Here is a 24,133-nt window from a genome sequence, read left to right as displayed (position 1 = left end):
CGCGCCTACGCGTCGTCGGTGTCCTCGCGGATGCCCGGGTCCCGGAGGGGTGCCGCCCCCTCCGTGCCCCAAGGGCCGCGAAGTTGCACCGGTAGCGGCACATGGAGTTGATGTGTCAGCGAGGAGAGCCCGGCTGTCACGCCGGGGCTGCGGCAACCCCTCCCTGCTGGGTGCGTGGGCCGGGCACCGTCGCCCGGATGGGCAAGTCCAGGTCGAGGCGGCTGTTCACGTCCAGCTCGAACCGGCCGTACGGGTTCACGTGGGTCCAGAACAGCGGTGACGGCGCCCGGTGGTCCGCGTCGGTGAGCCTGTCCGTCCACTTCGGATCGGCCAGGACTTCCTGCATCAGCAGCGTGGTGACATGAAGGCTGAGGATGCGGAGTTCTTCGCGCATGCTGCGAGTCGCATCCCGAGCTGGTCGTGCTACTCGACGATGAGTCTCGGCTTGGTCATCAGACCACGTGCTCCTCGTCGTCTTCGAGCTCGGGCAGGCCTGTGGTGTCGTACCCCATGGGGGACACGGCGTTGTGCATGCGCTGCACAGCAGCGGTCAGTGCGGCCGCGGCTGCGATGCCTTCCTCGCGGGCGGCCAGCAGCTCGCCGAACTTCGCTTCCGTGTTCCCGTTCCCGTCGATCCGGATCCGGCCCTGCTCGTACGCGTGCCGTACAGGGGCGGTGGACTGCTCGACTGCCTGTCCGAGGATCCCGACCAGGTAGGACAGGGTTCCGAGCGCGGTGTACGAGTCGGTGGGGGCCTCCCAGCCGGGTCCGGTGCTCTGGGAGGCGTGGTTGAAGGCGCGGATGCCGTCAGCAGCGTCGGTCAGGTGCTGGGGAGGGGTGTCGTTCATCGTCTCTCCTTGGGAAGGGGCCGCCAGTGCGGCAGCGGGCACTGACAGGAGCCGGGCGGATCAGGCCGGGGCGGGCTCGGGCGAGCCGAAGCAGGCCCTGACGAGGGCGGCGATCTCCGCCCTGATGGCCTTCGCGTGTTCCCAGGCCACGTTGCCGTCCCGGATCGCCTCCTCCGCCGAAGCTGCCGTCGCTGACGCCTTGCTGAGGAACAGGCGGGAGCGGTACAGCAAGTCGGCACACATCGACCACAGTGAGGGGCGGGGGCCTTGGTCCACAGGCGTCTCCTTGGCGGGTGAAGGGGCAATCCGACAGTCTGGCAGCGCGCACCGGCAGGGTGGGGCGGAACGCGAAGGTGCCCCGGACCGGGAGTCCAGGGGCGCCGACCGTGGGCAGTGCCAGGCCGGCTCGACCACGCTGATCAGAACCACGCTGATCAGATCGGTTCGCCACAGGATGATCTGCTTCGTGCTGTGCCCGTGCCGGCCGGTCTCGCCGTGGGCCGGCGAGCCGCGTGTCCTCCTCCAGCCACCGGGCCGGCTGTTCCCGGTCGCCCGGACCGGTCAAGTACGGGGCGCTGGTGATAGCGGCCGGTCGGCCGCCACACGTCCACATGGTCACATGGCCGAACCAGCCGCAGTCTTGAGGTTCGGCACCGTAGCGGGCGCACGTCGCGCGGCCGCCGCGCCGGGAGTTCCGGTCCTGCTGCAGCCGTACGGGGCAGCACCCGCTGTCGGTCCTCCTCAGCCCGTACATCTGTGCTGAGAAGGAGCCTCAGGATCCCCCTCCTCGCCCGGCCGGCATGACGGCCTGAGACCTGCCGGTCCCGGCCCCGGCCGTGCTGACACCGTGCAGGCCGGCGACGCCGGTGTGGGTGCGGGCGTCGTCGCCGGCGCGAACTCCGCGACGGACGGAGCCGGCCCACCCGTGACCGACCCCCGCAGTTGATCGTTGCCACCCGTACTGGCGGCCGGAGCCGCGGAGGCCGACGAACGTGGACAGGACAGCGAAGCTGATGAGTGTGGACAGGACAGCCTGCCCCGGACAACCGCCCGTGCCGCCCGGCCCGAGAGTGCTCGCCCACTCCCACGCCCTGCGGTTCTGGCTGGACCCGGCCAACCTCGCGGCCCGACTCGACCAGGCGGGCCCGGTCGTCCGAACCAGGACCGGCCCGGCGACCGCCTTCCAGGTCAACGACCCGGCATTGCTGCGCAAGGTCGGCACTGATGAAGACACCTTCGGGTTCTGGGGCCCGGACCCGAGCCTGCGCGACTTCACCGGGAACGGGGTGGTCGGCCTCGAGGGCGCCGCCCACCGGGAGCGGCGCGCCGTGATGAGGCCCGCGTTCACCGCGTCCCGGCTCACCGGTCTCGGGCCCAGCGTCCAGGCCCGTACCCGGCGTCTTCTCGCCGACCTGCCCGCGGACCGGCCGCTCGACATGCGGGTGGAGATGAGCCGACTCGCCTGCGGCCTCCTCGTCAGCTGTGTCCTCAACAGCGAGCTCACTCCCGACACCCTGTCCAAGATCGCGGCCGCCCGCTCCACACTGTCCGGCGGCATCTTCTGGCGCTACGCCCTCGCACCCTGGCCCTGGGTGCCCGTGCCCCGGCGCCGCGCCTGCCGCCGCGCGCTCACCGAACTGGACGAGGCCGTCTGCCAGGTGCGAGCCCGCCACCGGCCCGACCCGGACGGCCAGGACCTGGTGTCCCTGCTCGAATCCGCCGCTCCCGAGAACCCCCACGTGGTGCAGCGCGACATTCGCGCTCTGCTGATCGCCGGCATGGAGACCAGCGCCTCCACTCTCGCCTGGGCCTGCTACGAACTGGGCCGCCACCCGCACTACCAGCAAGCGCTCCGGGACGAAGCCGACGCCGCGCCCGACACGAGCCGCCTCCAAGCACACCAGCTCCCGCTCGCGACCGCCTTCGTTCAAGAAGTCACCCGCCTTCACGGCATCCCGTTCCTGGTCCGCCGCACCCGCCACCAGACCTGCCAGGGCGGTGTACAGATCCCGGCCGGAGCCGTGGTCACCCTGCCCCTGGGGGCCCTCCGCCGCGACAGGGACCGCTACCCCGACCCGGACGTGTTCGACCCGCAGCGCTGGCTCCCTCACAGCGAGCCGTCGCCGGCCCCCGCCGCGCTGCTCGCCTACGGCCTGGGCCCCCGATACTGCCCCGGCGCTGCCGCGGCCGATGCCATGCTGCCCGTCGCTCTGGCGACCCTGGCCGGCTCGCGTACGCTGCGCCCGGCGCGGCCGGGCCGCAAGATCGGCGTGAGCCTGGAACTCACACCGACACCGAAGGGCCTGACCATGTACGCCACACCATGCGAACCCCGACTCGCCGACACCACGCCGGCGCCGCCCAGCACGAACGTCGATTCCCGTTCCGGGGCGGCTTCCACCGAAAGTGGTCACGTGAAGAAGCCCGGGGTGCCAGGACCGTCGGGCTCCGGCACCCCGAACGGGGACAGCTGTGGGACGGGGGTGTAGGAGACGATGCTGTCCTCGCAGGGACCCTCGGCGAACACCCTGAAGCATCGTGGAGGGGCACGAGGAGAAGGCCCATCCGCGGCAATGAGGTGCCTGACTGCGGGGAGGCTGACCCAGCTGCAGGGCCATGAGGTCCGGCCTCCCGTCCGAAGGCCGCCGAGTAGTGAGGGACGTCGGCCTGACGCTGCGTCAGGCCGGGCCGGGCGGCAGCAGCGACCCCAGAGGGCCGAGATCGAGGTTGAGATCGCGCATCGTCAGCCCGTAGCGGTCGCAGAGCTCTGACATCCGGTCTTCGAGGATCATGAGGGTCATGCCGACGCGCTCTTCCTGCGCCTCGGTCAGGTCGCCCTGGTCCACGCGGTGGACCGCAGTGCGTTCCATGAGTTGACGCAGGAGCTCAACGATCGTGAGCACCAGCTTGATCAGGTCTCGTTCCACCGTGTCCGGGTCGGTCTCCAGCCGCCGGGCCGGGGAGGAGGTGGACGCCGACCCGGCGTCGTCCGCGGCGGCGGGCAGCAGACCGAAGGCGTTCGCGGCCGCCTGCGCCACCTCCTCCAATCTCCCTTCCGCCGGGGCCGGTGGGGCACCGGCTCGGCTCTCGGACACGACCTCGGCCCGGGTCTCGACTCCGGCTTCTGCTCGGGTCTCAGCCGAGTCTCCGGCACCGGCTTCAGCTAGGGCCTCCGCCCCAACTCGGCCACCGGCCAGGGCGTGGGGTGCCGATTCGGACTGCATGTACTCGCCTCCTGCGCGGGCCGTAGTGGTCCGTGGTCTTCCGTGGTCTCCGTAGTGCTCTGTGCTCCTTCGCTCTCCCCGCGCACCCTGGCGATCTCGTACGCGCCCGGGAGCTTGCTCCGTGCCTGCCGGGGCACCGGTCGCGAGGACAGTCGCATGCGCGCCCATCCTGTCGGGCCTTCCCCACCGACTGGTCCAGGTGCCGCCTGCCGTCCGGAGTCCATCACCAGGGTGCTGGGCTGTCCGGCGTGATGGAGTGGATGACCGCGCGCAGGTTCACCCTCACCAGATCGACGTCCGCGACGGAGAGGACGAGATCACCGGTGAGGACCGCACCGCCGGTCAGTAGGCGGTCGAGCAGGTCGATGAGGGCTACCTGCCGGCCGGACGGCAACTCGTCGTCGAACCCGGCGGTGTTCAGGCTCTCCGTCACGCGGAGTCCCCCGGCCGCAGCCGCCCGGAGCCTGCCGTCGCCTGGGTCGGCACCGGCTGGGCCTGGGCCTGGGCCCATTCGGTGAAGGAATAGGGCACCCACGGCCCGGTCACCTCGATGGCGACGCCGGGCGTCCCATCGACCAACTCCGTCAGCGCGGCGGCAAATTCATCGACGAACTGCGCCGGTACCAGGTATGCGTCGTTGACCAGGTTCTCGCCGCGGGCTGCGCCCAGCGCGCCCTGTTGGAGGCGGTGCGGGATGTGAGCGGTCGCGTAGCCGGCGGCGGTGTCTACGGCCCGCTGGGCCACGGCGCCGGCCACTCGGTAGGTGTCCGCCTGGCGGGTGCGCTGGGCGCGACGGCGCTTGAGGTAGTCGCGGCCCGGGCTGTTCCCGATCCGGCCGTCGGCCGCCCCGCCGGACGGCGCGTCGGTGCGCTCCCCGCCGGTGGCCGGGGCGGAGGACGCCAGGACGGCCTCCGGGTCGGCGAAGATCTTGACGCCGAGCTCCACCTGGCCTGTCAGCAACTCCAACGCCTGCCGGAAGGCCGGGGCGTTCTCGGACAGCATCGCGGCCACCCGCGCGTCGTCGACGTAGACGGTGGTCAGGCGGAGCGGGAGCAGTGTGGTCAGGGCGGCCGCCGCCTGGATGCACCCGTGGTGGGCGCGAGCCAGAGCCTCGAGGCGCCCGAGATCTTCCAGCTGCTCCTTGAGCGCATCGCTGCTGAAGGTGTCCTGCGGGACGTCCGCAACGATCGCGGCCAAGCCCTCGTGCCGGATCAGACGCGGCGGGTCGCCGAGACCACCCAGGGTGTGGACGTACTGCGACAGGCCGTCACCGTCACCGTCACCGTCGACGGCTACGGCGTAGACGTAGACGAGAGGGGCGGGTGGGGCGGGGGCATCACCACGGGCAGTCGGTGAGAGTTCGTCGGTCGGGACGATCTGGTCGGGGGTGTTCACTGCTCCGGGTCTCCTTCCCGTCGGGGCTGTTTGCGCCGGGCGCCCCCGGCGGGCTCCTCGGCCGACTGGGTGGTGCGCTTCCGCGCAGGCCTACGGTCGGACTCCCGCCGAGTCCTACGGGCGGGCTCGCCCGGCACGTCGTCGCCGGGCTCCTGTGCCTCCGTACCGCCCGATGCCCGCGCCACCGGCTCGCGTGCCGGCCGGCGAGGGGCCGCCGACCGGGCGGCCCGCTCCTCCGGTGCGGCCCGTACCGGCTTGCGCCGCGCGGGCCGTGCCGCCGCCCCCGTCGCACGCACTTCCTCTCCGTGTGCGGCGGCCGGCTCGGGGGGCTCCAGGACCGGCTCGTTCGCGCGGTCCGCGGGCTCGGCATCCGGCAGGGTCTCATGACGAGCCCACCGGTCCACGCGCTCGCGCGCATCCTCGGGCCCGTGCTCCCCGAGGGCCGGCGACTGAGTCTGCGCCGCACGCAACTGCGCTACCTCGGCACGCAGTTGCTCGATCTCCAGGGCCTGCTGACTCTGGTCAGGCACGACCTCCCGCCCCGCGGGCCTGGGCGCGCGGGACGAGAGCGACGGGTCGTTCTCCCACCAGTCGATGCCCATCTCCTTGGCCTTGTCGACCGAGGCGACCAGCAGGCGCAGTTTGATGGTGAGCAGTTCGATGTCGAGCAGGTTGATCTGGATGTCGCCGGCAATGACGATGCCCTTGTCCAGAACGCGTTCGAGGATGTCGGCGAGGTTGGCCGACGATCCCTGCTGCTGGCCGGTCAACGATGCTGCGGCGGGGCCGCCCATGCGAGCGGCGGCGAATGGTTCGGACAAGGGTCACGCCTCCTGCGGTGGGGTTCAGCGACGCGCCGGAGCGGCGCGCCTGCGCGGTGCCGGGGCTACCGCTTCTTCCTGGTCCCCCTCGTGTGCTTCCTGCTCGTCGAACGCGCCGTCCTGCTCGTAGCCGTCGTCGGCGTAGCCGTGCGCCTCGTCCGTGTCCTCGGAGCCGTCGGTGTCCTCGGCGTAGGCCTCGAAGCCGTCGTCCTCCTCCGCGTCCTCGTAGTCGGCGTCATCACCGTCCTCGTACGCGTAGTCGCTGTCGTCGTATCCCTCTTCGGAGTCGCTGTCGGCGTACTCGGCGTCTTCGGACTCGGTGTCGTCGGACTGGTCGGCGTTCTCCTCGTCCTCCATGGCCTGGTCGTGGTCGACCACGACCTCGCCGTCACGGATCTCTCCGCGCCAGCCGTCGGTGGCCTCGCCGCGCATCATGATGAACTTGCGGTAGAGCTTCAGGTCGAGCCGGGCCCGGCGGCCCTGGGCGCGCCAGATGTTGCCGGTCTTCTCGAAGAGTCCCTTCGGGAAGTACTCCAGCACCAGCAGGACGCGGGTCAGGTTGTCGGTCACGCGGTGGAAGGTGACGACACCCTTCACCGTGCCCTTGGCGCCCTCGGTCGTCCAGGAGATCCGCTCGTCGGGGATCTGCTCGGTGACGCTGGACTTCCAGCTCCGGGTGGACTTGGCGACCTTCACCTTCCAGTTGCTGGAGGTGTCGTCGGACTTCTCGACACTGACGACGCCCTTGGCGAAGGTGCTGAACTCCTGGAACTGGGTCCACTGGTCGTACGCCTCGCGCACCGGCACGCCGACGTCGATGTCCTCGCTGATGAGTACCGACTTGGACTTGCCGCCACCGGACTTGCTCCCCTTGCCGAACAGGCCCTTGACCTTGTCCGCGACGACGTCCTTGGCGTGCGAGGCCCCGGCGGAGAGAGCGGCCTTGGCCGGTGACTTGCCCTCGGCCAGCGCCTGCCCGCCCTTGCTGAGGGCCTTCCAGGTGTTCGACCCACCACCCTGGCCGGGCTCGCCGAGCCGGGAGGCCGTCTCGCCGAGCTTGTGGCCCAGCGAGCTGACGGCGTGCTGGGCGCGCGCCTCCAGGTAGCCGGTGAGCTCTTCCTTCAGGCGGCCGGCGGCGGGGTTGTCGGCCACGGACTTCTTGATCTGGGTGAACGGTGATTCAGCCACGGTCGCCCCCATTCTTACGACGGCCGGCGCTTCGCTGGGATCCGGCGGAGGACGAGGCCGCCGTGGAGCCCTTGGCGGTCGTCTTCTTGCGCGCACCCGACGTGGACGCGCCGGCGGAACCGGAGGCCGAGGCCGGCCTGCGGGATGTGGGAGACGCCGAGGCGGACGAGGAGCCGGACGACGGACGGCGGGCCGCCGAGGTCTTCTTGGCGGCGGTCTTCGTCGCCTGCGCGGAGCGCGAGGCGTTACGCGACCTGGCCGCCGGCTCCTCCTGGCCGTCGTCCTCCTCGTACTCCTCCGTACCCTCGTCGTCCAGGTATTCGTCCTCGCCCTCTTCGCTATCCGGGTCCTCGTCGAACTCGAGTTCCGGGTCGTCGTAGCGGTCGCCGTCCGAGTCGCCCGTTGACTCCTCGGCGTCGTCTCCGCCCTTGCGCTTGGCGCCCGTGACGCTCTTTAGGGTCTTCGTGCCCTTCGCCTTCGACGCGCTTGCCGCGCGCTTCCCGGTCTCCGCGACCTCGTCGGCCGTGGCCTCCGGGTCGGTGAGCCCCTGGGCACGCTCGTGGAGTGAGTCGGAGAGGTGGTTGACGCGCTTGGTCAGCGCCGAGTTGGCGGCGGTCTTCGTCGCGCCGACCAGTTCGGTCCGCACCTGGTCGCTGAGCCCGGCCAGCAGCGGGCTGGAGGAGGCCATCTTGAGCAGCTGCTGCGGGTCCAGGCTCAGTTTCTTGCCGGCCAGGAACATTCCGAGCCCGATCGCGACTTTGGCCTTCTTCGTACGGCCCAGGAGATAGCCCCCGACCAGGGCTGTGCCGATTTTTGTGTTGGTCATCATGCGGTGTGCACCTCGTTGATGGAAGTAGGTGGACAGATGGGATGAACGGAAGGGAAGAACAGGGGGGAGGGAAACAGTGCGGAAGCGTGGACGGCGGGTGGAACGACGTGGGGAGGTCGTCAGGGAGCAGCAGCTCGTGCCGCCGGGCCGGACGGAGCGGATCTCCTCAGCCGGGCGGCTGCCCGTTCGCAGCTATACGCTGCTGCTGGGCCTCCAACACCTCTAGTCGGTCGAGGAGTTCGTCCTCCCGTCGGTCGAACTCCTGCTCGTTGATGCGGCCCTCGACCAGCTCCTGTTCGAGAGCGATCAACTCCCTTCGCACCGGTGCCGGATCGTAGAACTGGCGCTCCGCGGTCTCGGTGAGCTGCTGGGTCACCCACAGCGCACCGCGCACCGGTGCCAGCGGCAGCGTGACCAATTGCGAGAACAGACCCATGGCGACGGGGGTGACCTTCCTCAGACGAAGCTGTAGGCGGGCAGCGGGCCGTGCAGGTGGTAGGCGTAGGCGTCGCCGCGGCGCTCGGCGTCCTCGTGGACGGCCTGCGAGAAGTCCGCCGCCTTGTCCCGCTCGACCAGGAACGACACGTTCAGGAAATGGGGTTCTGCCGCCTGGGCCGGTGCGCTGTTCACGGCGGCGGGGCTGAGAGCGCCCACGATCTCCTCGCCGGTACGGCGCTGCCGCTCCTGGACCTCCTGCGAGATGATCTCGCCGAGCCGGACCTTGGTGTCCCGGGCGTCGGGGTTCCGGCGGGTGTCCTCGTTGAGACGCCGGGCCTCGTCGCTTCCGGTCAGGATCTCCCGGAGCAGGTCCGCCTCGTCGCGGGAGACCTTGAGGTTGTATTCCAGGCGACCGTCCAGGTCCTCCAGTCGGCCTCTGTAGACGTCCTGCTGCTCGTCGAGGGCGGTGGCGACAGCCGCGTCGTCGGGCCCCAACAGACCGAACTGCATGGGCAGTACGGCACCGTCGGCCATGAGCTGCTGCAGGACGGCGTCGTGTGCGGCGAGGTCGCGGCGCTTGGCCCGCAGCCCTTCGGGCGCGGTGCTGACCACGGCTGCCAGGCCGGCGCCGTGGACCACGCGCAGCTCGCTGCCGTCGGGGCCGACTCCTTGGAGCCCGTCGAGGGCGAGCGGGTGGTCGCCCGGGGTGATGGCGTAGACGTACGTCGGCATGATGGTCAGTCCTCTCGACGGCGCGGTGCTGAACGGCGGTTGGCGGGGGCCTTGCGGGGGCGCTGCTCGGGCTCTTCGTCGCCGTCACCGTCGTTTCCTTGCGTGAACGAATCGGTGAACGCCTCAACAGCGCCCGTCAGTGCTCCTTTTGACTTGCCCTTCGCCCCTTTCTCCGTCATATCACCGACAAGATCGGTCAGTTGGCTCGGCGCCTTTCGGCCGGATTCCAGGTCGAGCCGATTACAGGCCTCGGCGAAGCGCAAATAGGTGTCGACACTCGCCACGACGATGCGGACATCGATCTTGAGTATCTCGATTCCCACCAGGGACACCCGGACGAAGGCATCGATGACGAGCCCCTTGTCCAGGATGAGTTCGAGAACGTCGTAGAGCGTTCCACCTCCGCCTCCACCACCGGACGCGGCGGGGGCACTGCTCTGCTGCACAACACTCATGGGTGGAGAACTCCTTGGTCGCAGGGGGTCACGGAGCCGCGCCGGACTCGTGGGTACGCGAGGGCCGACGGCGCGGATACCCGTGGGTGCGGGCAGGTCGGCCCCGTGGACGCACGCGGGACAGCTCGGTGAAAGGGCTGGTGAACACGTGTTTCCAGGGGTGCTGCCCAGGTGTCAACGACGGTCGATCTGCCCCTTGGAATAGCGGTGGGTCTGCTCGTAACCCAGCAGTTCGCCCGCCTTGTCGAGGTCGACGCGATAGGTCGCCATGACGCTGGCCGTGTCGGGGATGCGTTCGATCTCCGTGACCTCCACATGGGCCGTCCAGCCGCTGCCCGAGGGTTGGAGGGAGGAGACGGAGTGGGGTTCGCGACCGGTCAGCTCGGTCAGCTGGGTTGCCGCCGCACGCAATGCGGAACGGGCAGTGATCTTCGTGGAGTGCGGACTTCGTTCATCGGAGTCCTCAGCACGTGGTGGTGTCATGATCCAGATCCGTAATTCGTCGTCTTTCGGTCGGCGCATCTCGATGGAAAATGATGCTTTCGGTTGGGTGCCCGTGCTCCGGGACCCTATGCAGACGTGTCGAAGAATTTTATCGAGCCGCCAATTATGGGGGTGAGGACGCGATAACAGACAGTTGCTCAAGCAACGATGAACCCTTGGGAGACCGGGGTCGAGGGCCCTCGACCCCGGAGACGTCGGGGCCCTCGACACGCGGGTGACCTAGGCCACAACCGCGAACAGGCAGCAGTGCGGCAGCCCCTGCTGCCTCCTGGATCGCCGTCGGCGGTGTATCGGAGCAGAGCCGGGTGCTGGGTGAGCATCTGAGCCAGTTCGTGCAGTCGGCCGAAGACCAGGCGTAGCTGCCGGCCGAGCTGGTCCATTGCACGCGTGAGCAGGCGGTTGCCGGCGAGGGTGACGGACTGAAGGCGGTGTTGGCCGGCACCTCGGCGTCGTCGGTGCGAGCCTTCGCCTGAGGGGTTCTGTCATGACTGCTGCCAGCCCGGTTGTCCTCGAGTCTGCGGCACAGGCTGTTGCTCCAGGTCTCCGTCGCGGGCAACACGACCGCGCCCGCACCGATCGAGGGCATCGCCACGGTCCCCGCGGAGAACGGTGTCACGGTCTCCTGGAAGGCGGGCGGCGACCCGTCACTCGACCACTACCGGGTGCTGCGCGGCACGTCCGCCGACGGGAAGTGGAACTGGACCCCGGTGGGCGAGATTCAACATCCGCCGCTGGAACCCGGCGACGCGAACGTTCGACCTCCTCGGCACGGGCGAGATCTCCGATCTCATGTCGTGGCACGACGCCGACCGGCCGAGGGCGACCACGCTCTTCTACCGCCTCACCGTCCCGTACGCGGACGGCACGGAGTCGGGCGCGACCGAGATGGCCGGCGCGATCGCCTGAGCCCGGGAGCCGTACCCGGGCCGGCGGTCAACGCTCCGGGTACGGCTCCCCGCAGGCACGGCAGTACCTGGCGTTCTGGTCTGCCGAGTGCCGCCCGCACGCCAGGCAGACCAGGCCCAGCCACCGGGCCTCGCCGCCCTCGTCCGCCGTCGCTGCCGGGGCCCGGACATCGGGCTTGATCGTCAGCCCCGGACGGCGGCGTGGCCCGGATTCCGTGCGCGGTGCCTGCCGCGGCCGGCCGGCGAGTCAAGGCGATCACCCCACCCTTGGACTCGGCGACCAGGCCTCGTCCCAGGCGCAGCCGGAGATCAGGGATACCTTTCCTGCGAGTCGCTTCACGAGCTGCCGGCCTGCCGAAGTGCGTCGGAGACGGACTTGACGCCGCCGTGCGCCGTCATGCCTCCGTCCACCGGGATTTCGGCGCCGCTGATGAACGACGACTCGTCCGACAGCAGGAAGACGACCAGCGGGGCGACGTCGCCGACGCTGCCGGTGCGGCCGAGCGGAGTCTCGCGGATGTTGGCCTCCCGGAAGGCGGGAGCGGCCGATGCTGTCATCTCGGTCTCGATATAGCCCGGGTGGATGGTGTTGACGCGGATGCCACGTGGGCCGAGCTCCAGAGCCGCCGTCTTCGACAGGCCTCGCAGCGCCCATTTGCTGGTCGTGTAGGCGACCGGGTAGTGGGCGGTCAGAGCAGCCGAGGAGCCGACGTTCACGACGGAGGAGCCGGCAGGCATGAGCGGCGCGAGGTGCTGAATTCCGAGCAGCGGACCGGTGACGTTGACCGCGTGGACGCGCGCCATGTCCTCGGGCCGTACCTCCCCGATCCTGGCGCGCCAGGTGATGCCCGCGTTGTTCACCAGGCCGTGCACCTCGCCGTACGCCTCGCGCAGCTCGGCGGCCAGATCGGCCCAGTCCTTCTCGCTGATGACGTCGAGACGGCGGCAGCCGTCAGTGGATTCGACGTCGGTGGCGATGACGCGGGCGCCCTCGCGGGTGAGGGCCGCGGCCTCGGCGGCGCCCTGGCCGCGTGCTGCGCCCGTGACGACGACGACCTTGCCCAGGAGCTTCCTGCCGTACCCCTCGTTCACGGCCGTTCCCGGTCGCGACGGCGGCCGGCGGGCAGAGGCAGAGGCACCACGCCGGAGACAACCGTGCTGTTCAGGGTGCCCACGCCCTCGACGGTGAGGCTCACCGTGTCACCCGGCTTCAGCGGGGGCGGGGTCTGTTCGCCGCGCAGGCCCCAGAGTTCGGCGAGGCAGCCGCCGTTGCCGCACGTGCCGGAACCCAGGACGTCACCCGGCACGACCCGGGTGCCGCGCGAGGCATAGGCGGCCATCTCCTCGAAGGTCCAACTCATGTTGGAGAGCAGATCCTTGCCGATCACCTCACCGTTCACCTCGGCGGTGAGCGCGAGGCGCAGCAGTCCCTCGGCGTCCCGGTACGGCTCCAGTTCGTCTGCGGTGACGAGGTAGGGGCCGAGGGTGGTGGCGGTGTCCTTGCCCTTGCAGGGGCCGAGGCCGACCTTCATCTCCGCGGACTGGAGGTCGCGGGCGGACCAGTCGTTGAAGACGGTGTAGCCGACGATGTGGTCCCGGGCCCGGTCGGGGGTGAGATCGCGTCCCTCGCGGCCGATCACCGCGCCCACTTCGAGTTCGAAGTCGAGCGCCGACGAGCCCGGGGGCATCGGCACCGTGTCGTGCGGGCCGTACACGGCGTGCGGGTTGGTGAAGTAGAAGGTCGGCGCCGCGTACCACTGCTCGGGGACGCCGGCGACGCCGTCGACGGCGCGGCGGACGCCCTCCACGTGCTCCTCGAAGGTCACGAAGTCCCGTATGGACGAGGGCTGCAGGGGAGGGAGCAGCCGAACCTGGGAGACGTGCGGGCCGGGCGGTACGTCCAAAGCGGTCGCACCGGCGGCGAGGAGGCCCTGGAGCCCGCCGACCTCCCTCAGGAGTTCGGTGAGTGAGGTGACGCCGGGGAGGCGGTACAGAGTGCCGTCCTCCTCCACGACGGCCACACGGGGGCGGTGTCGGTGCTCGAAGCTGGCGAAACGCATGTGCGGCTCCTGAAAGAGGGGGCGGTCGAGGTGGATGCGTATCAGGCTCGCCGATCTCGGTGACGTCGCTGATGTCGGTGTGCATCTGGCGCATGTGCTCGACGACCGGAGCGGGCATGCCCCCTGTCCTCGACCCACGTCGTGACGTCCTCAAGGAAGAGGAGACGGCAGTCGGCCGGACGAGGAGCGCGTGTGGTCATCGAGCCGGTGCCCTTCGGCCGTCGTTGACTCGGAGCCGTGCGGGACAGGGGGCGAGGTTCTGCGGTGGAGGGCCGGGGACGCGGCCGAGTGGGCCAGGGCGTGGACACCGGTGCCGCGTCCCCGGGGCCGAGCGCCCTTCTGGCTAGACGGGCGGGGCGATGAACACGCCGCGGTCGGGGTCGTTGAAGGACTCCCTGGCGACGATCTCGCTCATGGGGTTGGCGGTGCCCCACTGGTCGGTGACCTCGGGCTCGGAGAAGTCGTAGACGTGCGGGTGCCAGGTGTCCTCGTCGAGGTTCTCCAGCTCCGTCGTGTACTCGACGGTGTTGCCGTGAGGGTCGAGGAAGTAGGTGAAGGTGTTGTCGCCCGCCATGTGCCGTCCGGGACCCCAGACCTTGCGGAAGCCGGCCCGCATCACACGACCGGAGCCGCGCATGTACTCGTCGATGCCGCGCATCTCGAAGGATACGTGGTGCAGGGCGGTGTGCGGACCCTGGGCGATGGCCATGGAGTGGTGCTGGTTGCTGATCCGCATGAAGTGCATCACCTCGCCCATGTGCGGGGAGCTGAGTGTGTCCGAGAGGGCGAAGCCGAGGTGGCGCTCGTACCACTCGCGAGTGCGGTTGAGGTCGGGGGAGTTGAGGACGACGTGGGAGAGCTTGACCGGGATGGCCTCCTTCTCCTCGATCTTCCGGTGCTGCCGGACCTGGACGCCGGCCGAGACCTCGATGGTGCGGCCGTCGACGTCGAAGAAGCGGAAGCCGTATCCGCCGCCGGGGGTGTCCACGGCACCGGGCTGCGAGATCAGCTGTACGCCGCCGGTCAGGAGCCGTTCGGCGAGGGTGTCGACGTCGGCCGGGTTCGCGGCGCCGTAGGAGACGAGGTCGAGGCGCTTCTCCTCGGCCTTGCGCAGCCGTACGACGTACTGCTCGGGGGAGCCCTCGGCGGCCAGGAAGGAGATCCCGGAGTCCTCGGAGACCTTGGTGAGGCCCCAGACGCCGGCGTAGAAATCGAGCTGCTTGTCGTAGTCCGGCACCGCCAGGTCGACGTGGCGCAGGTGGGTGAGCAGGCGTGCGCTCATGGTGGTTCCTCCTCGTTGAGGTCAGGCGAGTCGCAGCAGGGCGGCGGCGTTGCCACCGCGTACGGCGTCGAAGTCGGCCACGGCCAGTCGGGCTGCGCGCAGTGCGGCGACCGGGTCCTCGGCGCCCATGTCGAAGGGGAAGTCCGAACCGAGCAGTACCCGGTCCGCTCCCGCGGCCTCGATCAGTGAAGTCAGCACCCGCGTGTCGTGGACGAGGGAGTCGAAGTAGATCCTCTTGAGATAGCTGCTGGGCAGGTGGGCGCATCCGGCACCGGCGTCGGTGCGCGCCGACCAGGCGTGGTCTGCGCGGCCGACGTGGGTGGGCAGGTAGCCGCCGCCGTGCGCGGCGATCAGCTTCAGCCCGGGATGTCTGTCCAGGACCCCGGAGAAGATGAGGTGGGAGAGGGCGACGGCGTTCTCGGTGGGCTGGCCGACCGTGTTGGACAGATACCACCGGTCCAGGCGCTCGTCCAGGGTGCACCCGAAGGGGTGCAGGAAGATGAGCGCGCCTGCTTCCTCGGCCTGCGACCAGAACGGCTCGTACGCAGGGTCGGACAGTTCCCGCCCGGGGGCATGGCTGGAGATCTCCACACCGGCCAGCCCCTGGTCGAGGGCATGGCCGAGGGCGCGTACGACGAGATTCGGGTGCTGGAGGGGTACGAGTCCCAGCCCGCGCAGCCGTTCGGGCGACCGGGCGCAGTGCGCGGCCGTCGCCTCGTTGGCGAGCCGGTACACCTTCTCCGCCGTGTCCTCGTCCGCCCAGTAGTGGTAGTGCGAGGGGGAGGGACTGACCAGCTGGACATCCACGCCCTGAACATCCATCGCCGCGAGTCGTACGGTCACGTCAGTCATCTGCGGGACGCAGTCGCGAACCATGGGACCGCTGACAGCCAGGGCATCGGGGCCGTTGCGCCGGGCGTCCAGTTCCTTGGCCCCGGCCAGTCCCGGGAGGCCGGCCACGAGCGCCTCGATCTCAGGAAGCAGGACATGCGCGTGCACATCCACGGTCGGGATGGTCACGGCGTCTCCCGGAGCATGGTCATGGTGCGGCCCATCAGGCCCGGCACGTCGGCGTCGCGTGCGCCGTCGAGCTGCCACTGCCCGATCTGCACGGAGGCCTCGACGACGGGACGGACGCGAGTGATCCGGCGCTCGTAGTACGCCTGGAGCAGCGAGTCGTCCCAGTTGCCGGAGGCGGTCAGCATCTGCGCGAGAACCCAGGCGTCCTCCAGGGACAGGGCGGCACCCTGGGCGAGGGTGGGCGGACAGCAGTGGGCGGCGTCGCCGATGAGGACGACCCGGCCGCGGTGCCAGGAGCCCTCGACCAGCATGCGGTCGAACCAGGTGTAGTTGACCTGGACGGGGTCGGCGATGTGCGCGGTGATCTCCGGCCAGAAGCCGCCGTAGGCGGAGGCCAGGCCGCGCATCTCGTCGGCGTACGACTCGGGCGGGATGGAGGCGCGGTCGCGGTTGGCCTCGACGACATACGCGTAGAGCGTCGTCTCGCTGGTGGGGCAGTACCCGGCGATGTGGGCCGGGCCGCCGTAGGCGAGGTCGGTGCGGGTGAGGCCGGCCGGACGCGGGGCGGCGATGCGCCAGATGGCCATGCCGGTCGGCTCGGGCTTCGCGGTGATGCCGATGGCGGCGCGGGTGGTGGAGCCGAGGCCGTCGGCGGCGATCACCAGGTCGTAGCGGCCTTCGGTGCCGTCGGTGAAGCGGGCGGTGACGCCGTCACCGTCCTGGTCCAGAGTGGTGGCCTTGACTCCCAGGCGTACGTGGGCTCCGCTCGCACGGACCGCGTCGATGAGGATCTGCTGGAGCCGGGGGCGCTGCATGCCGACCGTGGCGGGGAGGTCGTCGCCTCCGCTGCGGATGTCGTCCTGGGCGTGCAGGACGGTGCCGTCGGGGGCCGTGATGCCGACGGATCCGAAGCCGTACCCGGATGCCTCCACTTGCTCCCACACCCCCAGTTCGCGCAGTACGCGCAGGGCGTTGCCCTGGAGGGTGATGCCGGAACCCGCGGTGGCGTTCCAGTCGTCCTTCGCCTCGATCAGGTCGACGTCGAGGCCGGCCCGGCACAGCAGGACGGTGACGGCGTTACCGGCCGCGCCGCCGCCGATCACCAGGACAGTACGGGCATGACTCATGGGAACTCCTATGCTCCGTGTGCTACTTGACGGCGATCGGGTTGACCGGGCTGCCGACCGCACCGGTGATGGGAAGGGGAGCGGCGGTGAGGGAGAACTCGTACACACCGTCCGCCACGCAGTCCTCGGCCAGTGCGTCGAGGTCCCACATCTCGCCGATCAGCAGGCCCATGCTGGGGATGGCGACCTGGTGCAGCGGCTGGAAGGCGTGATCGAACTCGTTGGGCCGAACCTCGAAGCCCCAGGTGTCGGTCGCGATCGCGGCGATCTCCGTGCCGTGCAGCCAACCCGTCGCGGTGAAAGACAGGCCGGGAGCCGGACCGCCGGCGTACTCGCCCCAGCCGTCGCGGCGCACTCGGGCGAGCTGCCCGGTACGTACGAGGACGATGTCCCCGCGTCCCACGCGCACCCCCTGGGCTTCTGCCGTCGCCGTGAGGTGCTCCCCGGTGATCGCGAACCCGTCGGGCAGCTCTCCGTCCTCGCCGATCACACGGCCGACGTCCAGAAGCACTCCGCGCCCCGCGACGTGCGGCGCCATGTGCTCGATCCCGGTGACCAGGTCACCCTCGGAGGTGACGACCTTCTCCGCCGGACGCCCGTTCCACGCCTTGCCGTGGTCGAAGATGTGCCCGAGCCCGTCCCACTGGGTGGAGCACTGCAGCGGCATCGCGATGACGTCGTCGGCGCCGCCGAGCCCGTGCGGGAAGCCCTGCCCGGTGACGACGGCGTCGGTGCCGGTGTCGAGCATGGTGTGGACGGGGTTGGTGCGCCGGCGCCAGCCTCTCTGCGGGCCGTTCATGTCGAAGCTCTGGGAGAGGGAGAAGCTCACGCCCCGTCGGACGAGCGCGGCGGCTTCGCGGCGCTTGGCCTCGTCGAGGAAGTTGAGAGTGCCGAGAACGTCGTCCTCGCCCCAGCGGCCCCAGTTGGAGTAAGCCTTGGCGGCCTCGGCGATCGAGCCCTCGGGGTCCGTCCGGTCGAGGGTCATGACGCCTCCGCGATACAGCGGGTGCGCTGGATGCCGAGGCCGGTGACCGACCCCTCCATGACGTCCCCGTCGCGCAGCAGCCGTCCCCAGTGCATGCCGTTGCCGGCCGGGCTGCCCGTCAGCACGACGTCGCCCGGCAGCAGGTGCGCGGACTGTGACGCGTAGGAGACCATGCGTGCCACGTTGAAGATCATGTCCTTGGTGGACTCGTCCTGCATGGTGTCGCCGTTGAGTTTCAGCGTGAGCCGCAGGTCACCGGTGTCCGGGACTGATTCGGCCGGCACGATCCAGGGGCCCAGCGGGGTGAAGCCGGGGGCGTTCTTGCTGCGCAGCCAGTCGGTGCCGATCTGCGGCATGTCGCGGCGGAAGACGGTGGCGCGGTCGGTGAGGTCGTTGGCGATCGTGTACCCGGCGACGTGGTCGAGCGCCTCCTCGACCGAGACCTGGTAGGCGGGCAGGCCGATCACGGCAGCCAACTCCAGCTCCCAGTCGGGCTTCTCGGCCCACGCGGGGAGGACGACGTCGTCGTACGGGCCGGTGATCGCGCTCGGCAGGCCGATGAACACGTAGGGCAGGTCTTCCGTGGCCCGCCGATCCATGATCTCCGCGGCCTCCGCGCGCCGCTCCTCCTCGGGACGTTCGTCGCCCGGGGCGCGGTGCGCGACGTGCAGGTCGATGACGTGCTGCCGGTAGTTCGCGCCGGACTGGAACACCTGCCGAGGCTCGACGGGCGCGTGGACCCGGAAGCCGGCCAGGGGCTTCGTCGGGCCTGTGTCCGCTGCGAGTGCCCGCAGCCGGGGGAGGGACTCCTCCCAGACTTCCAGGAGAGCCCGGATGGTCAGCTGGTCGTCGCCGAAAGCGGCTCGCAGGTCGGTCACCTGGGCGTCGGGGGTGACGAGAGCGGGGAACGCTGGCCCGTCCGGGGCCGAGAGCGTGGTGAGGGCGAAGGGGCCCACGAAGAGTGCGGACGCGACGGATGCAGGTTTCACGAACATGTCCTCCTGATTGCGATGTGACTAATCTGGACCTGCCACCGCGATCATGGAAATCGATTGTGTGGATGCGTGTCATCCATGCTGTTTATTCGGCCAGGTCGGCGTCGTATCGCAAGAGGAAAGCCCATGAATCTGTCCCGCTTGGACCTCAATCTCGTCGTTGCGCTGCGTGCTCTCCTGGAGGAGCGCAACGTCACGCGCGCCGGGCAGCGCGTCGGGCTCAGTCAGCCCGCCATGAGCGCCGCGCTGGCTCGGCTGCGCCGCCATTTCGACGACGACCTCCTCGCCCGGGTGGGCGGCCACTACGAACTCACCGCCCTCGGGCAGGTCCTCCTCGATCGCACGTCCACCGCCTACGACGTGCTGGAGCGCCTGTTCGCCAGCCAGGCCGACTTCGACCCGATGGGAGAGAGCCGCGAGTTCAAGCTGATCGCCTCCGACTATGCAGTTGCCGTGTTCGGCAGCAAGCTCGCCCGGGTCGTGCACGAGGAGGCTCCGGGCATCCGCCTGCGCTTCACCCAGCCACCGACCACGGTCGTCGACGACACGGCCACGCTGCTCAGCACCACCGACGGCCTGCTCATGCCGCACGGAGTGGTCAGCGACTTCCCGGCCACCGACCTCTACCAGGACAGCTGGGTCTTCCTCGTCGCGGACGACCACCCCAGTGTGGAGGACCGGCTCACCCGGCAGGACCTGGCCCGGCTGCCGTGGGTCACCTACCAGCGCACCTACGACGCCCCAGCAGTACGCCAACTCGGCATGCTCGGGATCGAACCACGGGTGGAGGTCTCCGTCGACAGCTTCCAGGTGCTGCCGTTGCTGGTAGCAGGGACCCGGCGCATCGCCCTGATCCAGGCCCGCCTCGCCCGCCTGCTGACGCCGCTCGCCGCCGTGCGGGTACTGGAGCCTCCCTACGAGGCGGTGCCGTTGCAGGAGGCGATGTGGTGGCACCCGGTGCACACGCACGATGCCGCTCACATCTGGTTGCGAGAGACGGCTGCCCGGGTCGGCAGGCGCCTGGCCGACGCCGATCAGAAGCCGATGGCCTCCTGAGGGGCCGCGGGGCGCTCGAGCACAATCCACGGGATGGATCCGAGGCATCCGAAAATCGGATCGCAGCGGGACTGGGCAGGTGCTCAAGGGGACCGCATAGTCGTGTCACGTCACTGTCCCCGCGCGCCGAGGTCCTGGCCAACGGACCGGGCGCCCCCGCATCCCCCTCCCGCCTCGCGTTCCGGAGTGCCGCCGTGCCTGCTTCCCGTTGCCCCGCTTTCCCGTGACTGTGGTCTGTCGGGCATTCAGGGCAGGCTTCCTGTCGCTCTGTTCACGGTTGGCAGTGGGGCTGCCCCGCCGCATCATGTTTCCGAGCAGTCCTGATCCCCGCCCGCGAGTTCACAGCGCCGGTGAGGGCAGGGTGGACCGCCGTACGACCAGTTCCGGCTGCAGTACGACGCGCGTGTGCTCGTGACCGGCGTCCTGTGCCGTGTCCTCGACGAGGAGGCGGCCGGCCTGTCGTCCCGTGGCGACAGCCGGCCGCCGCACCGTGGTCAGCGGCACGACGGCGAGCGCGGCGAACTCGAGGTCGACGTTCTTGATGCCTGTCCTGCGGCGCGCGACGCCGTCCCGGACCGTAGCCGAATCCAGTCCGCCTTCCGGTGCCCGGATCACCTTGGGAGCGGCTGCGGGCGCCTGCCGGGCCATGGTTCAACGGCTCCCTGGGGCTGCGGTACTGCCGCGTTGCACGAGTCGAGGGGTCATCGTCGTCTGCATGGCCCTGTCCCGTCTGCCTTCCACCCGCTCGATGAGCATGCGGGCGGCGGTGGAGCCCATGGTGTGTCCGGCCTGGTCGACGCTGGTGAGCTGCACGGGTGCCAGGGCGGCGAGGGCGGTGTTGTTGTAGCCCACGAGCGAGAGGTCCTCGGGGATGCGCAGGCCGAGTTCGTGGGCCGCGCGGTAGATGCCCAGAGCCGCGACGTCGGCGCCGGTCATGACGGCGGAAGGCCGGTGTTCCCCCGTCAGCAGGGTCATTCCCGCCTTGAAACCGCCTTCGTCGGAGTACGCCGCGTGCAGCACCTGCGCGTGCTCGGCGAGGCCGTGCCGTTCCATGGCTTCGAGATAACCGGCGGTCAGGACGATCTCGGGGGTGCGCTTCCAGCGGTTGGCCTTGGTGCCGGGGGCCGAGACCAGCGCGATGTCGCGGTGGCCGAGCGAGACCAGACGGTCGACGACCAGGCCCGCCCCGATGTCGTCGGCGTCGACCACCGAGTCGTGGGTGTCGGAGCCGTCGTGATGGCCGAGCACCACGGTCGGCGTCACCGCGGCCGTGGCGAGGACCTCGTCGCGGGAGGTCCCGGGGGCGATGAGGATCAGTCCGTCCATCTGGCGGTCGACCATGGAGCGGATGGTCTTGGCCTGATCCTCCGCCGAGAATCCTGCTGCGCCGATCAGCACGGTGTACTCGCTGTCGCGGAGCTCATCCTGGATGCCGTCGAGAATATCGGCGAAGAAGGCGTTGCGTACGTTGTCCAGCAGGACGCCGATCGTGTAGGTCCTGCCGCGCATGCCGCGGGCCGCCGCATGCGGCCGGTAGCCGAGCTCTGCGATCGAAGCCTTGACTTTCTCCTGCATGGCAGGGCTCACGCCGTAGGCATTGCGCATCACCTTGGAGACCGCGGCGGTGGACACGCCGGCATGCCGGGCGACGTCTGTGATGGTCACGCGTCTGTTCTGCCTGGGTGTCGCAGCCGGGTCCATCGTCAGTGCTCCGGATCTGTAGTCGTGAGTGTAACGGTCTACACCGAACACTCTATGCGTCGTCAAGTATTACGCCGTAATACGTCAGCGTTACGTCTCCGTGTCTTGACGGGGTGGTGGGGGAGGTGCAGGGTGTTGCCCAATCTTGATGGAGAACGTTTTACACGCTCTCCTCGCGGCAGGCCCGCCCGCTGTCCTTCGTGCCACTCCTTGCCCTCGCCCTCCCCTCCATACTTCCTGGGAGTCTTCCGTGTCCCCTCGTCTGTCCCGTGCCCACCGCGTACGTCTGAGCCTGTTCACCGCCGGTGCAGCCTCCCTGTCGCTCCTGGCCACTGCCTGCGGCGGCAGCGACTCCGGTTCCTCGTCCACGCCGAAGGAATTCAGCTACCTCAGCGTCACGGAGAACACCGCCGTCAGAACGGCACTGACCACCCTGTCCAAGGGCGCGTGCAAGGCGGAAAACAAGGCGCTGCCGCTGAAGACCGAGACGGTCCCTCAGGCGAGTCTCGACCAGAAGCTCCAACTCCTGGCCGGTCAGGACGCATTGCCGGTGCAGTTCGCCGCCGGCAATGCTCCGGCGCTCACGAATCAGCTCGAAGGATCCGGGAAGATCGTCGACCTGGAGAAGGAGCTGAAGGAACTCGGCGTCCTGGACCGGATCGAGCCCGCGGCCGTGTCGACGGTCAAGGCGCTGTACGACGGCAAGCTGGCGGTGCTGCCGTACGAGTACAACATCGAGGGCATCTTCTACAACAAGAAGCTGTTCAGCGAGAACGGCCTCTCCGAGCCTGCCACCTGGGATGCGCTGGTCGACGCCTCCGCGAAGCTCGAGAGCAAGGGCGTGCAGCCGTTCTCCGCTTCCGGACAGCAGGGCTGGCCCCTCACTCGTCTCATCAGCGGGTACCTCTACCGCAGCCTCGGCCCCGACGCGCTCGAGAAGGTCGCCGAGGGCAAGGCCGCGCTGACCGAACCCGAGTACGTCAAGGCCGCCGAGGAAGTCGCCGAGCTCGGCAAGAAGGGCTACTTCGGCAAGGGCCTCGGCTCCATCGACTACGACACGGCGATGAACCAGTTCCTCAGCGGCAAGGCCGCCATGTTCTACATGGGCAGCTGGGCGCTGAGCAACATCTCCGACGCCGAGCAGAACAAGATCGGCGCCGAGAACGTCGGGTTCATGCCCTTCCCCGCAGTGGCCGGAGGGAAGGGTGGGATCGGCCAGTACCCCTCCAACGTGGGTCTGGGCATCACCCTTGCGAGGAAGTCCTTCGACGGCAGGACGGGTGACTGGACCGCCTGCATCGCCAGGAACTACGGCGCGACCGTGCTCGAGGGGCAGGGTGCGATCTCCGGCTTCAAGGTCAACGACGACGTCAGGGACGCCAACGAGGTCACCACGCAGGTCAGGGAGACCATCGGCGCGTCCAAGCAGAACGTGTTGTGGTTCGAGGCCCTCTTCAGCACGAAGGCCACCACGATCAGCCAGACCAACGCCGCATCCCTGGTCAGCGGCAGCATGACCCCGCAGGAGTACATGCAGACCGTGCAGGACGCCCTGACCGCCCATTGACCGACCGGGGGCGGCCCACCTGGCCTCCTCCTCGCACACCCCGCACCCCTGGTGTGCCGCCCCGGTCCCGTACGGCAGGTCTCTTCAACGGAAACGAAGTGGACACCACTCATGCACCGCGTCCTCGGTGACCGCAGGGCCATCCTGATCCTGCTCGGTCCCGCTCTCCTCGTGTATTCCCTGATCATGCTCGTCCCGATGGTGTGGTCGCTCGGCTACTCCTTCACCAAGGGCAACACCATCGACGGCTTCACCGGTAACGGGCTGGACAACTTCCAGCGCCTGTTCTCCGACGATGCCGCACGGGACGCTCTCTGGTTCACTCTCAAGTACGGCGCTGTCGTGACGGTGGGACAGGTCGTCGCCGGCTATCTGCTGGCCCTGCTGTACGTCTTCTTCCTGAAGAAGTCCTCGCCGCTCATCCGCACCCTGGCCTTCTTCCCCGTCGTGCTGCCCACGGTCGCCGTGGGCCTGCTGTTCCAGAAGTTCTTCCAGGTCGCCCCGCAGACCGGCCCGGTCAACTCACTGCTCAACGCGGCCGGCATCGACTCCATCGACTTCTTCGGAAGCGCGGGAAGCGCCTTCTGGGTCCTGATCGTCATGGACATCTGGCGCTCCATGGGCTTCTACGCCGTCCTGCTCTTCGCCGGCCTGGTCGACATCCCCGACGAGGTCCTCGAATCGGCCCGCCTGGACGGAGCCTCGGGGCTCCGGCTGATACGGCACATCGTGCTGCCGCTCTCCCTGCCGGTGCTGATGTCGTCCCTCATCTTCAGCATCAACGGCACCCTGAAGGTCTTCGACTCCGTCGTCGCCCTCACCAACGGCGGCCCCGGCAGTGGCACCACACCTCTGACCCTGTACATGTTCCAGACCTCGTTCACCTACAGCGACTACGGCTACGGCAGCACCATCGCTCTGCTGCTGACCGCGGTCTGCCTGCTGGTGAGCCTGGTCGTCCACCGCGTCTCGCAGCGCGACCTCACGGAGGGCTGAGCGCC

At 69.5% G+C, this 24,133-nt stretch carries 25 protein-coding genes and 1 pseudogene; 4 read left to right on the top strand and 22 right to left on the bottom strand.

The window, feature by feature from the left end; translation table 11 throughout:
- Nucleotides 1–136: 136 nt before the first annotated feature.
- The 3 genes from ACFUNE_RS31735 to ACFUNE_RS31725 are packed head-to-tail and all read right to left on the bottom strand — an operon-like array spanning nt 137 to nt 1,124.
- The gene (locus tag ACFUNE_RS31735) at nt 137–394 is read right to left on the bottom strand and encodes a Tn3 family transposase (RefSeq protein WP_383575145.1); all 258 of its coding nucleotides are present in this window, start codon (nt 392–394) and stop codon (nt 137–139) included.
- Between the two features lie 58 nt (nt 395–452).
- Nucleotides 453–848 carry a hypothetical protein gene (locus ACFUNE_RS31730; protein ID WP_383575143.1) on the bottom strand — a complete coding sequence of 132 codons (396 nt, stop codon included), beginning with the start codon at nt 846–848 and terminating at the stop codon, nt 453–455.
- Nucleotides 849–908: 60 nt separating this feature from the next.
- Nucleotides 909–1,124 (bottom strand): hypothetical protein, encoded by a 216-nt coding sequence (locus ACFUNE_RS31725; RefSeq protein WP_383575141.1) that lies wholly within the window; start codon nt 1,122–1,124, stop codon nt 909–911.
- A gap of 737 nt (nt 1,125–1,861) precedes the next feature.
- Here ACFUNE_RS31725 and ACFUNE_RS31720 point away from each other — a divergent pair.
- Complete coding sequence (locus ACFUNE_RS31720) at nt 1,862–3,337, top strand: cytochrome P450 (protein ID WP_383575256.1); 1,476 nt, start codon at nt 1,862–1,864, stop codon at nt 3,335–3,337.
- A 189-nt stretch (nt 3,338–3,526) separates the two neighbouring features.
- Here the strand turns inward: ACFUNE_RS31720 and ACFUNE_RS31715 are convergent, their stop codons facing one another.
- The 17 genes from ACFUNE_RS31715 to ACFUNE_RS31635 form a co-directional block, all read right to left on the bottom strand.
- Nucleotides 3,527–3,886 (bottom strand): gas vesicle protein K, encoded by a 360-nt coding sequence (locus ACFUNE_RS31715; protein WP_383575139.1) that lies wholly within the window; start codon nt 3,884–3,886, stop codon nt 3,527–3,529.
- 409 nt (nt 3,887–4,295) lie between these two features.
- On the bottom strand, nt 4,296–4,583 hold the full coding sequence (locus ACFUNE_RS31710; RefSeq protein ID WP_383575137.1) for a gas vesicle protein: 288 nt from the start codon (nt 4,581–4,583) through the stop codon (nt 4,296–4,298).
- Nucleotides 4,502–5,467, bottom strand: a complete 966-nt coding sequence (locus tag ACFUNE_RS31705) for a GvpL/GvpF family gas vesicle protein (protein WP_383575135.1) — start codon at nt 5,465–5,467, stop codon at nt 4,502–4,504. Before ACFUNE_RS31705 ends, ACFUNE_RS31710 begins: the two co-directional genes overlap by 82 nt.
- Nucleotides 5,464–6,288, bottom strand: a complete 825-nt coding sequence (gene gvpJ / locus ACFUNE_RS31700) for a gas vesicle protein GvpJ (RefSeq protein WP_383575134.1) — start codon at nt 6,286–6,288, stop codon at nt 5,464–5,466. The genes ACFUNE_RS31705 and gvpJ overlap by 4 nt, the downstream gene beginning before the upstream one ends.
- Nucleotides 6,289–6,312: 24 nt before the next feature.
- Complete coding sequence (locus ACFUNE_RS31695) at nt 6,313–7,476, bottom strand: SRPBCC family protein (RefSeq protein WP_383575132.1); 1,164 nt, start codon at nt 7,474–7,476, stop codon at nt 6,313–6,315.
- A complete protein-coding gene (locus tag ACFUNE_RS31690; RefSeq protein WP_383575130.1) occupies nt 7,469–8,305 on the bottom strand; it encodes a hypothetical protein in 837 nt (278 codons plus the stop codon). Before ACFUNE_RS31690 ends, ACFUNE_RS31695 begins: the two co-directional genes overlap by 8 nt.
- 166 nt (nt 8,306–8,471) lie before the next feature.
- The gene (locus ACFUNE_RS31685) at nt 8,472–8,741 is read right to left on the bottom strand and encodes a gas vesicle protein GvpG (RefSeq protein WP_383575128.1); all 270 of its coding nucleotides are present in this window, start codon (nt 8,739–8,741) and stop codon (nt 8,472–8,474) included.
- A 20-nt stretch (nt 8,742–8,761) separates the two neighbouring features.
- Nucleotides 8,762–9,475: a GvpL/GvpF family gas vesicle protein gene (locus ACFUNE_RS31680; protein ID WP_383575126.1), complete on the bottom strand. Its 714-nt coding sequence runs from the start codon at nt 9,473–9,475 to the stop codon at nt 8,762–8,764.
- 5 nt (nt 9,476–9,480) lie between these two features.
- Nucleotides 9,481–9,930 (bottom strand): gas vesicle structural protein GvpA, encoded by a 450-nt coding sequence (locus ACFUNE_RS31675; RefSeq protein WP_383575124.1) that lies wholly within the window; start codon nt 9,928–9,930, stop codon nt 9,481–9,483.
- Nucleotides 9,931–10,104: 174 nt separating this feature from the next.
- Nucleotides 10,105–10,413, bottom strand: a complete 309-nt coding sequence (locus ACFUNE_RS31670; RefSeq protein WP_383575122.1) for a gas vesicle protein — start codon at nt 10,411–10,413, stop codon at nt 10,105–10,107.
- Between the two features lie 1,262 nt (nt 10,414–11,675).
- Nucleotides 11,676–12,431: an SDR family NAD(P)-dependent oxidoreductase gene (locus ACFUNE_RS31665; protein WP_383575120.1), complete on the bottom strand. Its 756-nt coding sequence runs from the start codon at nt 12,429–12,431 to the stop codon at nt 11,676–11,678.
- Nucleotides 12,428–13,399, bottom strand: coding sequence for a fumarylacetoacetate hydrolase family protein (locus tag ACFUNE_RS31660; protein ID WP_383575118.1), 972 nt, complete (start codon nt 13,397–13,399; stop codon nt 12,428–12,430). The genes ACFUNE_RS31665 and ACFUNE_RS31660 overlap by 4 nt, the downstream gene beginning before the upstream one ends.
- 343 nt (nt 13,400–13,742) lie before the next feature.
- Nucleotides 13,743–14,681, bottom strand: a complete 939-nt coding sequence (locus ACFUNE_RS31655; RefSeq protein WP_383575116.1) for a VOC family protein — start codon at nt 14,679–14,681, stop codon at nt 13,743–13,745.
- Between the two features lie 21 nt (nt 14,682–14,702).
- Entirely contained in the window at nt 14,703–15,701 is a 999-nt protein-coding gene (locus ACFUNE_RS31650) for an amidohydrolase family protein (RefSeq protein WP_383575114.1), read from the bottom strand.
- Nucleotides 15,698–16,828 (bottom strand): FAD-dependent oxidoreductase, encoded by a 1,131-nt coding sequence (locus tag ACFUNE_RS31645; RefSeq protein ID WP_383575112.1) that lies wholly within the window; start codon nt 16,826–16,828, stop codon nt 15,698–15,700. Before ACFUNE_RS31645 ends, ACFUNE_RS31650 begins: the two co-directional genes overlap by 4 nt.
- Nucleotides 16,829–16,850: 22 nt before the next feature.
- On the bottom strand, nt 16,851–17,813 hold the full coding sequence (locus ACFUNE_RS31640; protein WP_383575110.1) for a cyclase family protein: 963 nt from the start codon (nt 17,811–17,813) through the stop codon (nt 16,851–16,853).
- A complete protein-coding gene (locus tag ACFUNE_RS31635; RefSeq protein ID WP_383575108.1) occupies nt 17,810–18,808 on the bottom strand; it encodes a fumarylacetoacetate hydrolase family protein in 999 nt (332 codons plus the stop codon). The genes ACFUNE_RS31640 and ACFUNE_RS31635 overlap by 4 nt, the downstream gene beginning before the upstream one ends.
- Before the next feature lie 126 nt (nt 18,809–18,934).
- Here ACFUNE_RS31635 and ACFUNE_RS31630 point away from each other — a divergent pair, with 126 nt between their 5' ends.
- Nucleotides 18,935–19,864, top strand: coding sequence for a LysR family transcriptional regulator (locus ACFUNE_RS31630; RefSeq protein WP_383575106.1), 930 nt, complete (start codon nt 18,935–18,937; stop codon nt 19,862–19,864).
- A gap of 339 nt (nt 19,865–20,203) precedes the next feature.
- Here the strand turns inward: ACFUNE_RS31630 and ACFUNE_RS31625 are convergent.
- Nucleotides 20,204–20,395, bottom strand: a pseudogene (locus ACFUNE_RS31625) (substrate-binding domain-containing protein); the annotation flags it as partial.
- 120 nt (nt 20,396–20,515) lie between these two features.
- On the bottom strand, nt 20,516–21,529 hold the full coding sequence (locus ACFUNE_RS31620; RefSeq protein WP_383575104.1) for a LacI family DNA-binding transcriptional regulator: 1,014 nt from the start codon (nt 21,527–21,529) through the stop codon (nt 20,516–20,518).
- 286 nt (nt 21,530–21,815) lie between these two features.
- Here ACFUNE_RS31620 and ACFUNE_RS31615 point away from each other — a divergent pair, with 286 nt between their 5' ends.
- Nucleotides 21,816–23,132, top strand: a complete 1,317-nt coding sequence (locus ACFUNE_RS31615) for an ABC transporter substrate-binding protein (RefSeq protein WP_383575102.1) — start codon at nt 21,816–21,818, stop codon at nt 23,130–23,132.
- 111 nt (nt 23,133–23,243) lie between these two features.
- On the top strand, nt 23,244–24,128 hold the full coding sequence (locus ACFUNE_RS31610; RefSeq protein ID WP_383575100.1) for a carbohydrate ABC transporter permease: 885 nt from the start codon (nt 23,244–23,246) through the stop codon (nt 24,126–24,128).
- Nucleotides 24,129–24,133: the final 5 nt, after the last annotated feature.

It is taken from the genome of Streptomyces sp. NPDC057287 (assembly GCF_042667905.1).
Lineage (GTDB): Bacteria > Actinomycetota > Actinomycetes > Streptomycetales > Streptomycetaceae > Streptomyces.
This window is presented reverse-complemented; position numbering and strand designations above follow the sequence as displayed.

Coding starts and splice junctions, on each gene's coding strand:
- ACFUNE_RS31680 (WP_383575126.1), bottom strand. CDS start 9,475: ATGCCGACGTACGTCTACGCCATCACCCCGGGCGACCACCCGCTCGCC.
- ACFUNE_RS31635 (WP_383575108.1), bottom strand. CDS start 18,808: ATGTTCGTGAAACCTGCATCCGTCGCGTCCGCACTCTTCGTGGGCCCC.
- ACFUNE_RS31655 (WP_383575116.1), bottom strand. CDS start 14,681: ATGAGCGCACGCCTGCTCACCCACCTGCGCCACGTCGACCTGGCGGTG.
- ACFUNE_RS31720 (WP_383575256.1), top strand. CDS start 1,862: ATGAGTGTGGACAGGACAGCCTGCCCCGGACAACCGCCCGTGCCGCCC.
- ACFUNE_RS31675 (WP_383575124.1), bottom strand. CDS start 9,930: ATGAGTGTTGTGCAGCAGAGCAGTGCCCCCGCCGCGTCCGGTGGTGGA.
- ACFUNE_RS31610 (WP_383575100.1), top strand. CDS start 23,244: ATGCACCGCGTCCTCGGTGACCGCAGGGCCATCCTGATCCTGCTCGGT.
- ACFUNE_RS31730 (WP_383575143.1), bottom strand. CDS start 848: ATGAACGACACCCCTCCCCAGCACCTGACCGACGCTGCTGACGGCATC.
- ACFUNE_RS31670 (WP_383575122.1), bottom strand. CDS start 10,413: ATGACACCACCACGTGCTGAGGACTCCGATGAACGAAGTCCGCACTCC.
- ACFUNE_RS31685 (WP_383575128.1), bottom strand. CDS start 8,741: ATGGGTCTGTTCTCGCAATTGGTCACGCTGCCGCTGGCACCGGTGCGC.
- ACFUNE_RS31660 (WP_383575118.1), bottom strand. CDS start 13,399: ATGCGTTTCGCCAGCTTCGAGCACCGACACCGCCCCCGTGTGGCCGTC.
- ACFUNE_RS31630 (WP_383575106.1), top strand. CDS start 18,935: ATGAATCTGTCCCGCTTGGACCTCAATCTCGTCGTTGCGCTGCGTGCT.
- ACFUNE_RS31710 (WP_383575137.1), bottom strand. CDS start 4,583: ATGGGCCCAGGCCCAGGCCCAGCCGGTGCCGACCCAGGCGACGGCAGG.
- ACFUNE_RS31735 (WP_383575145.1), bottom strand. CDS start 394: ATGCGCGAAGAACTCCGCATCCTCAGCCTTCATGTCACCACGCTGCTG.
- ACFUNE_RS31640 (WP_383575110.1), bottom strand. CDS start 17,813: ATGACCCTCGACCGGACGGACCCCGAGGGCTCGATCGCCGAGGCCGCC.
- ACFUNE_RS31645 (WP_383575112.1), bottom strand. CDS start 16,828: ATGAGTCATGCCCGTACTGTCCTGGTGATCGGCGGCGGCGCGGCCGGT.
- ACFUNE_RS31690 (WP_383575130.1), bottom strand. CDS start 8,305: ATGATGACCAACACAAAAATCGGCACAGCCCTGGTCGGGGGCTATCTC.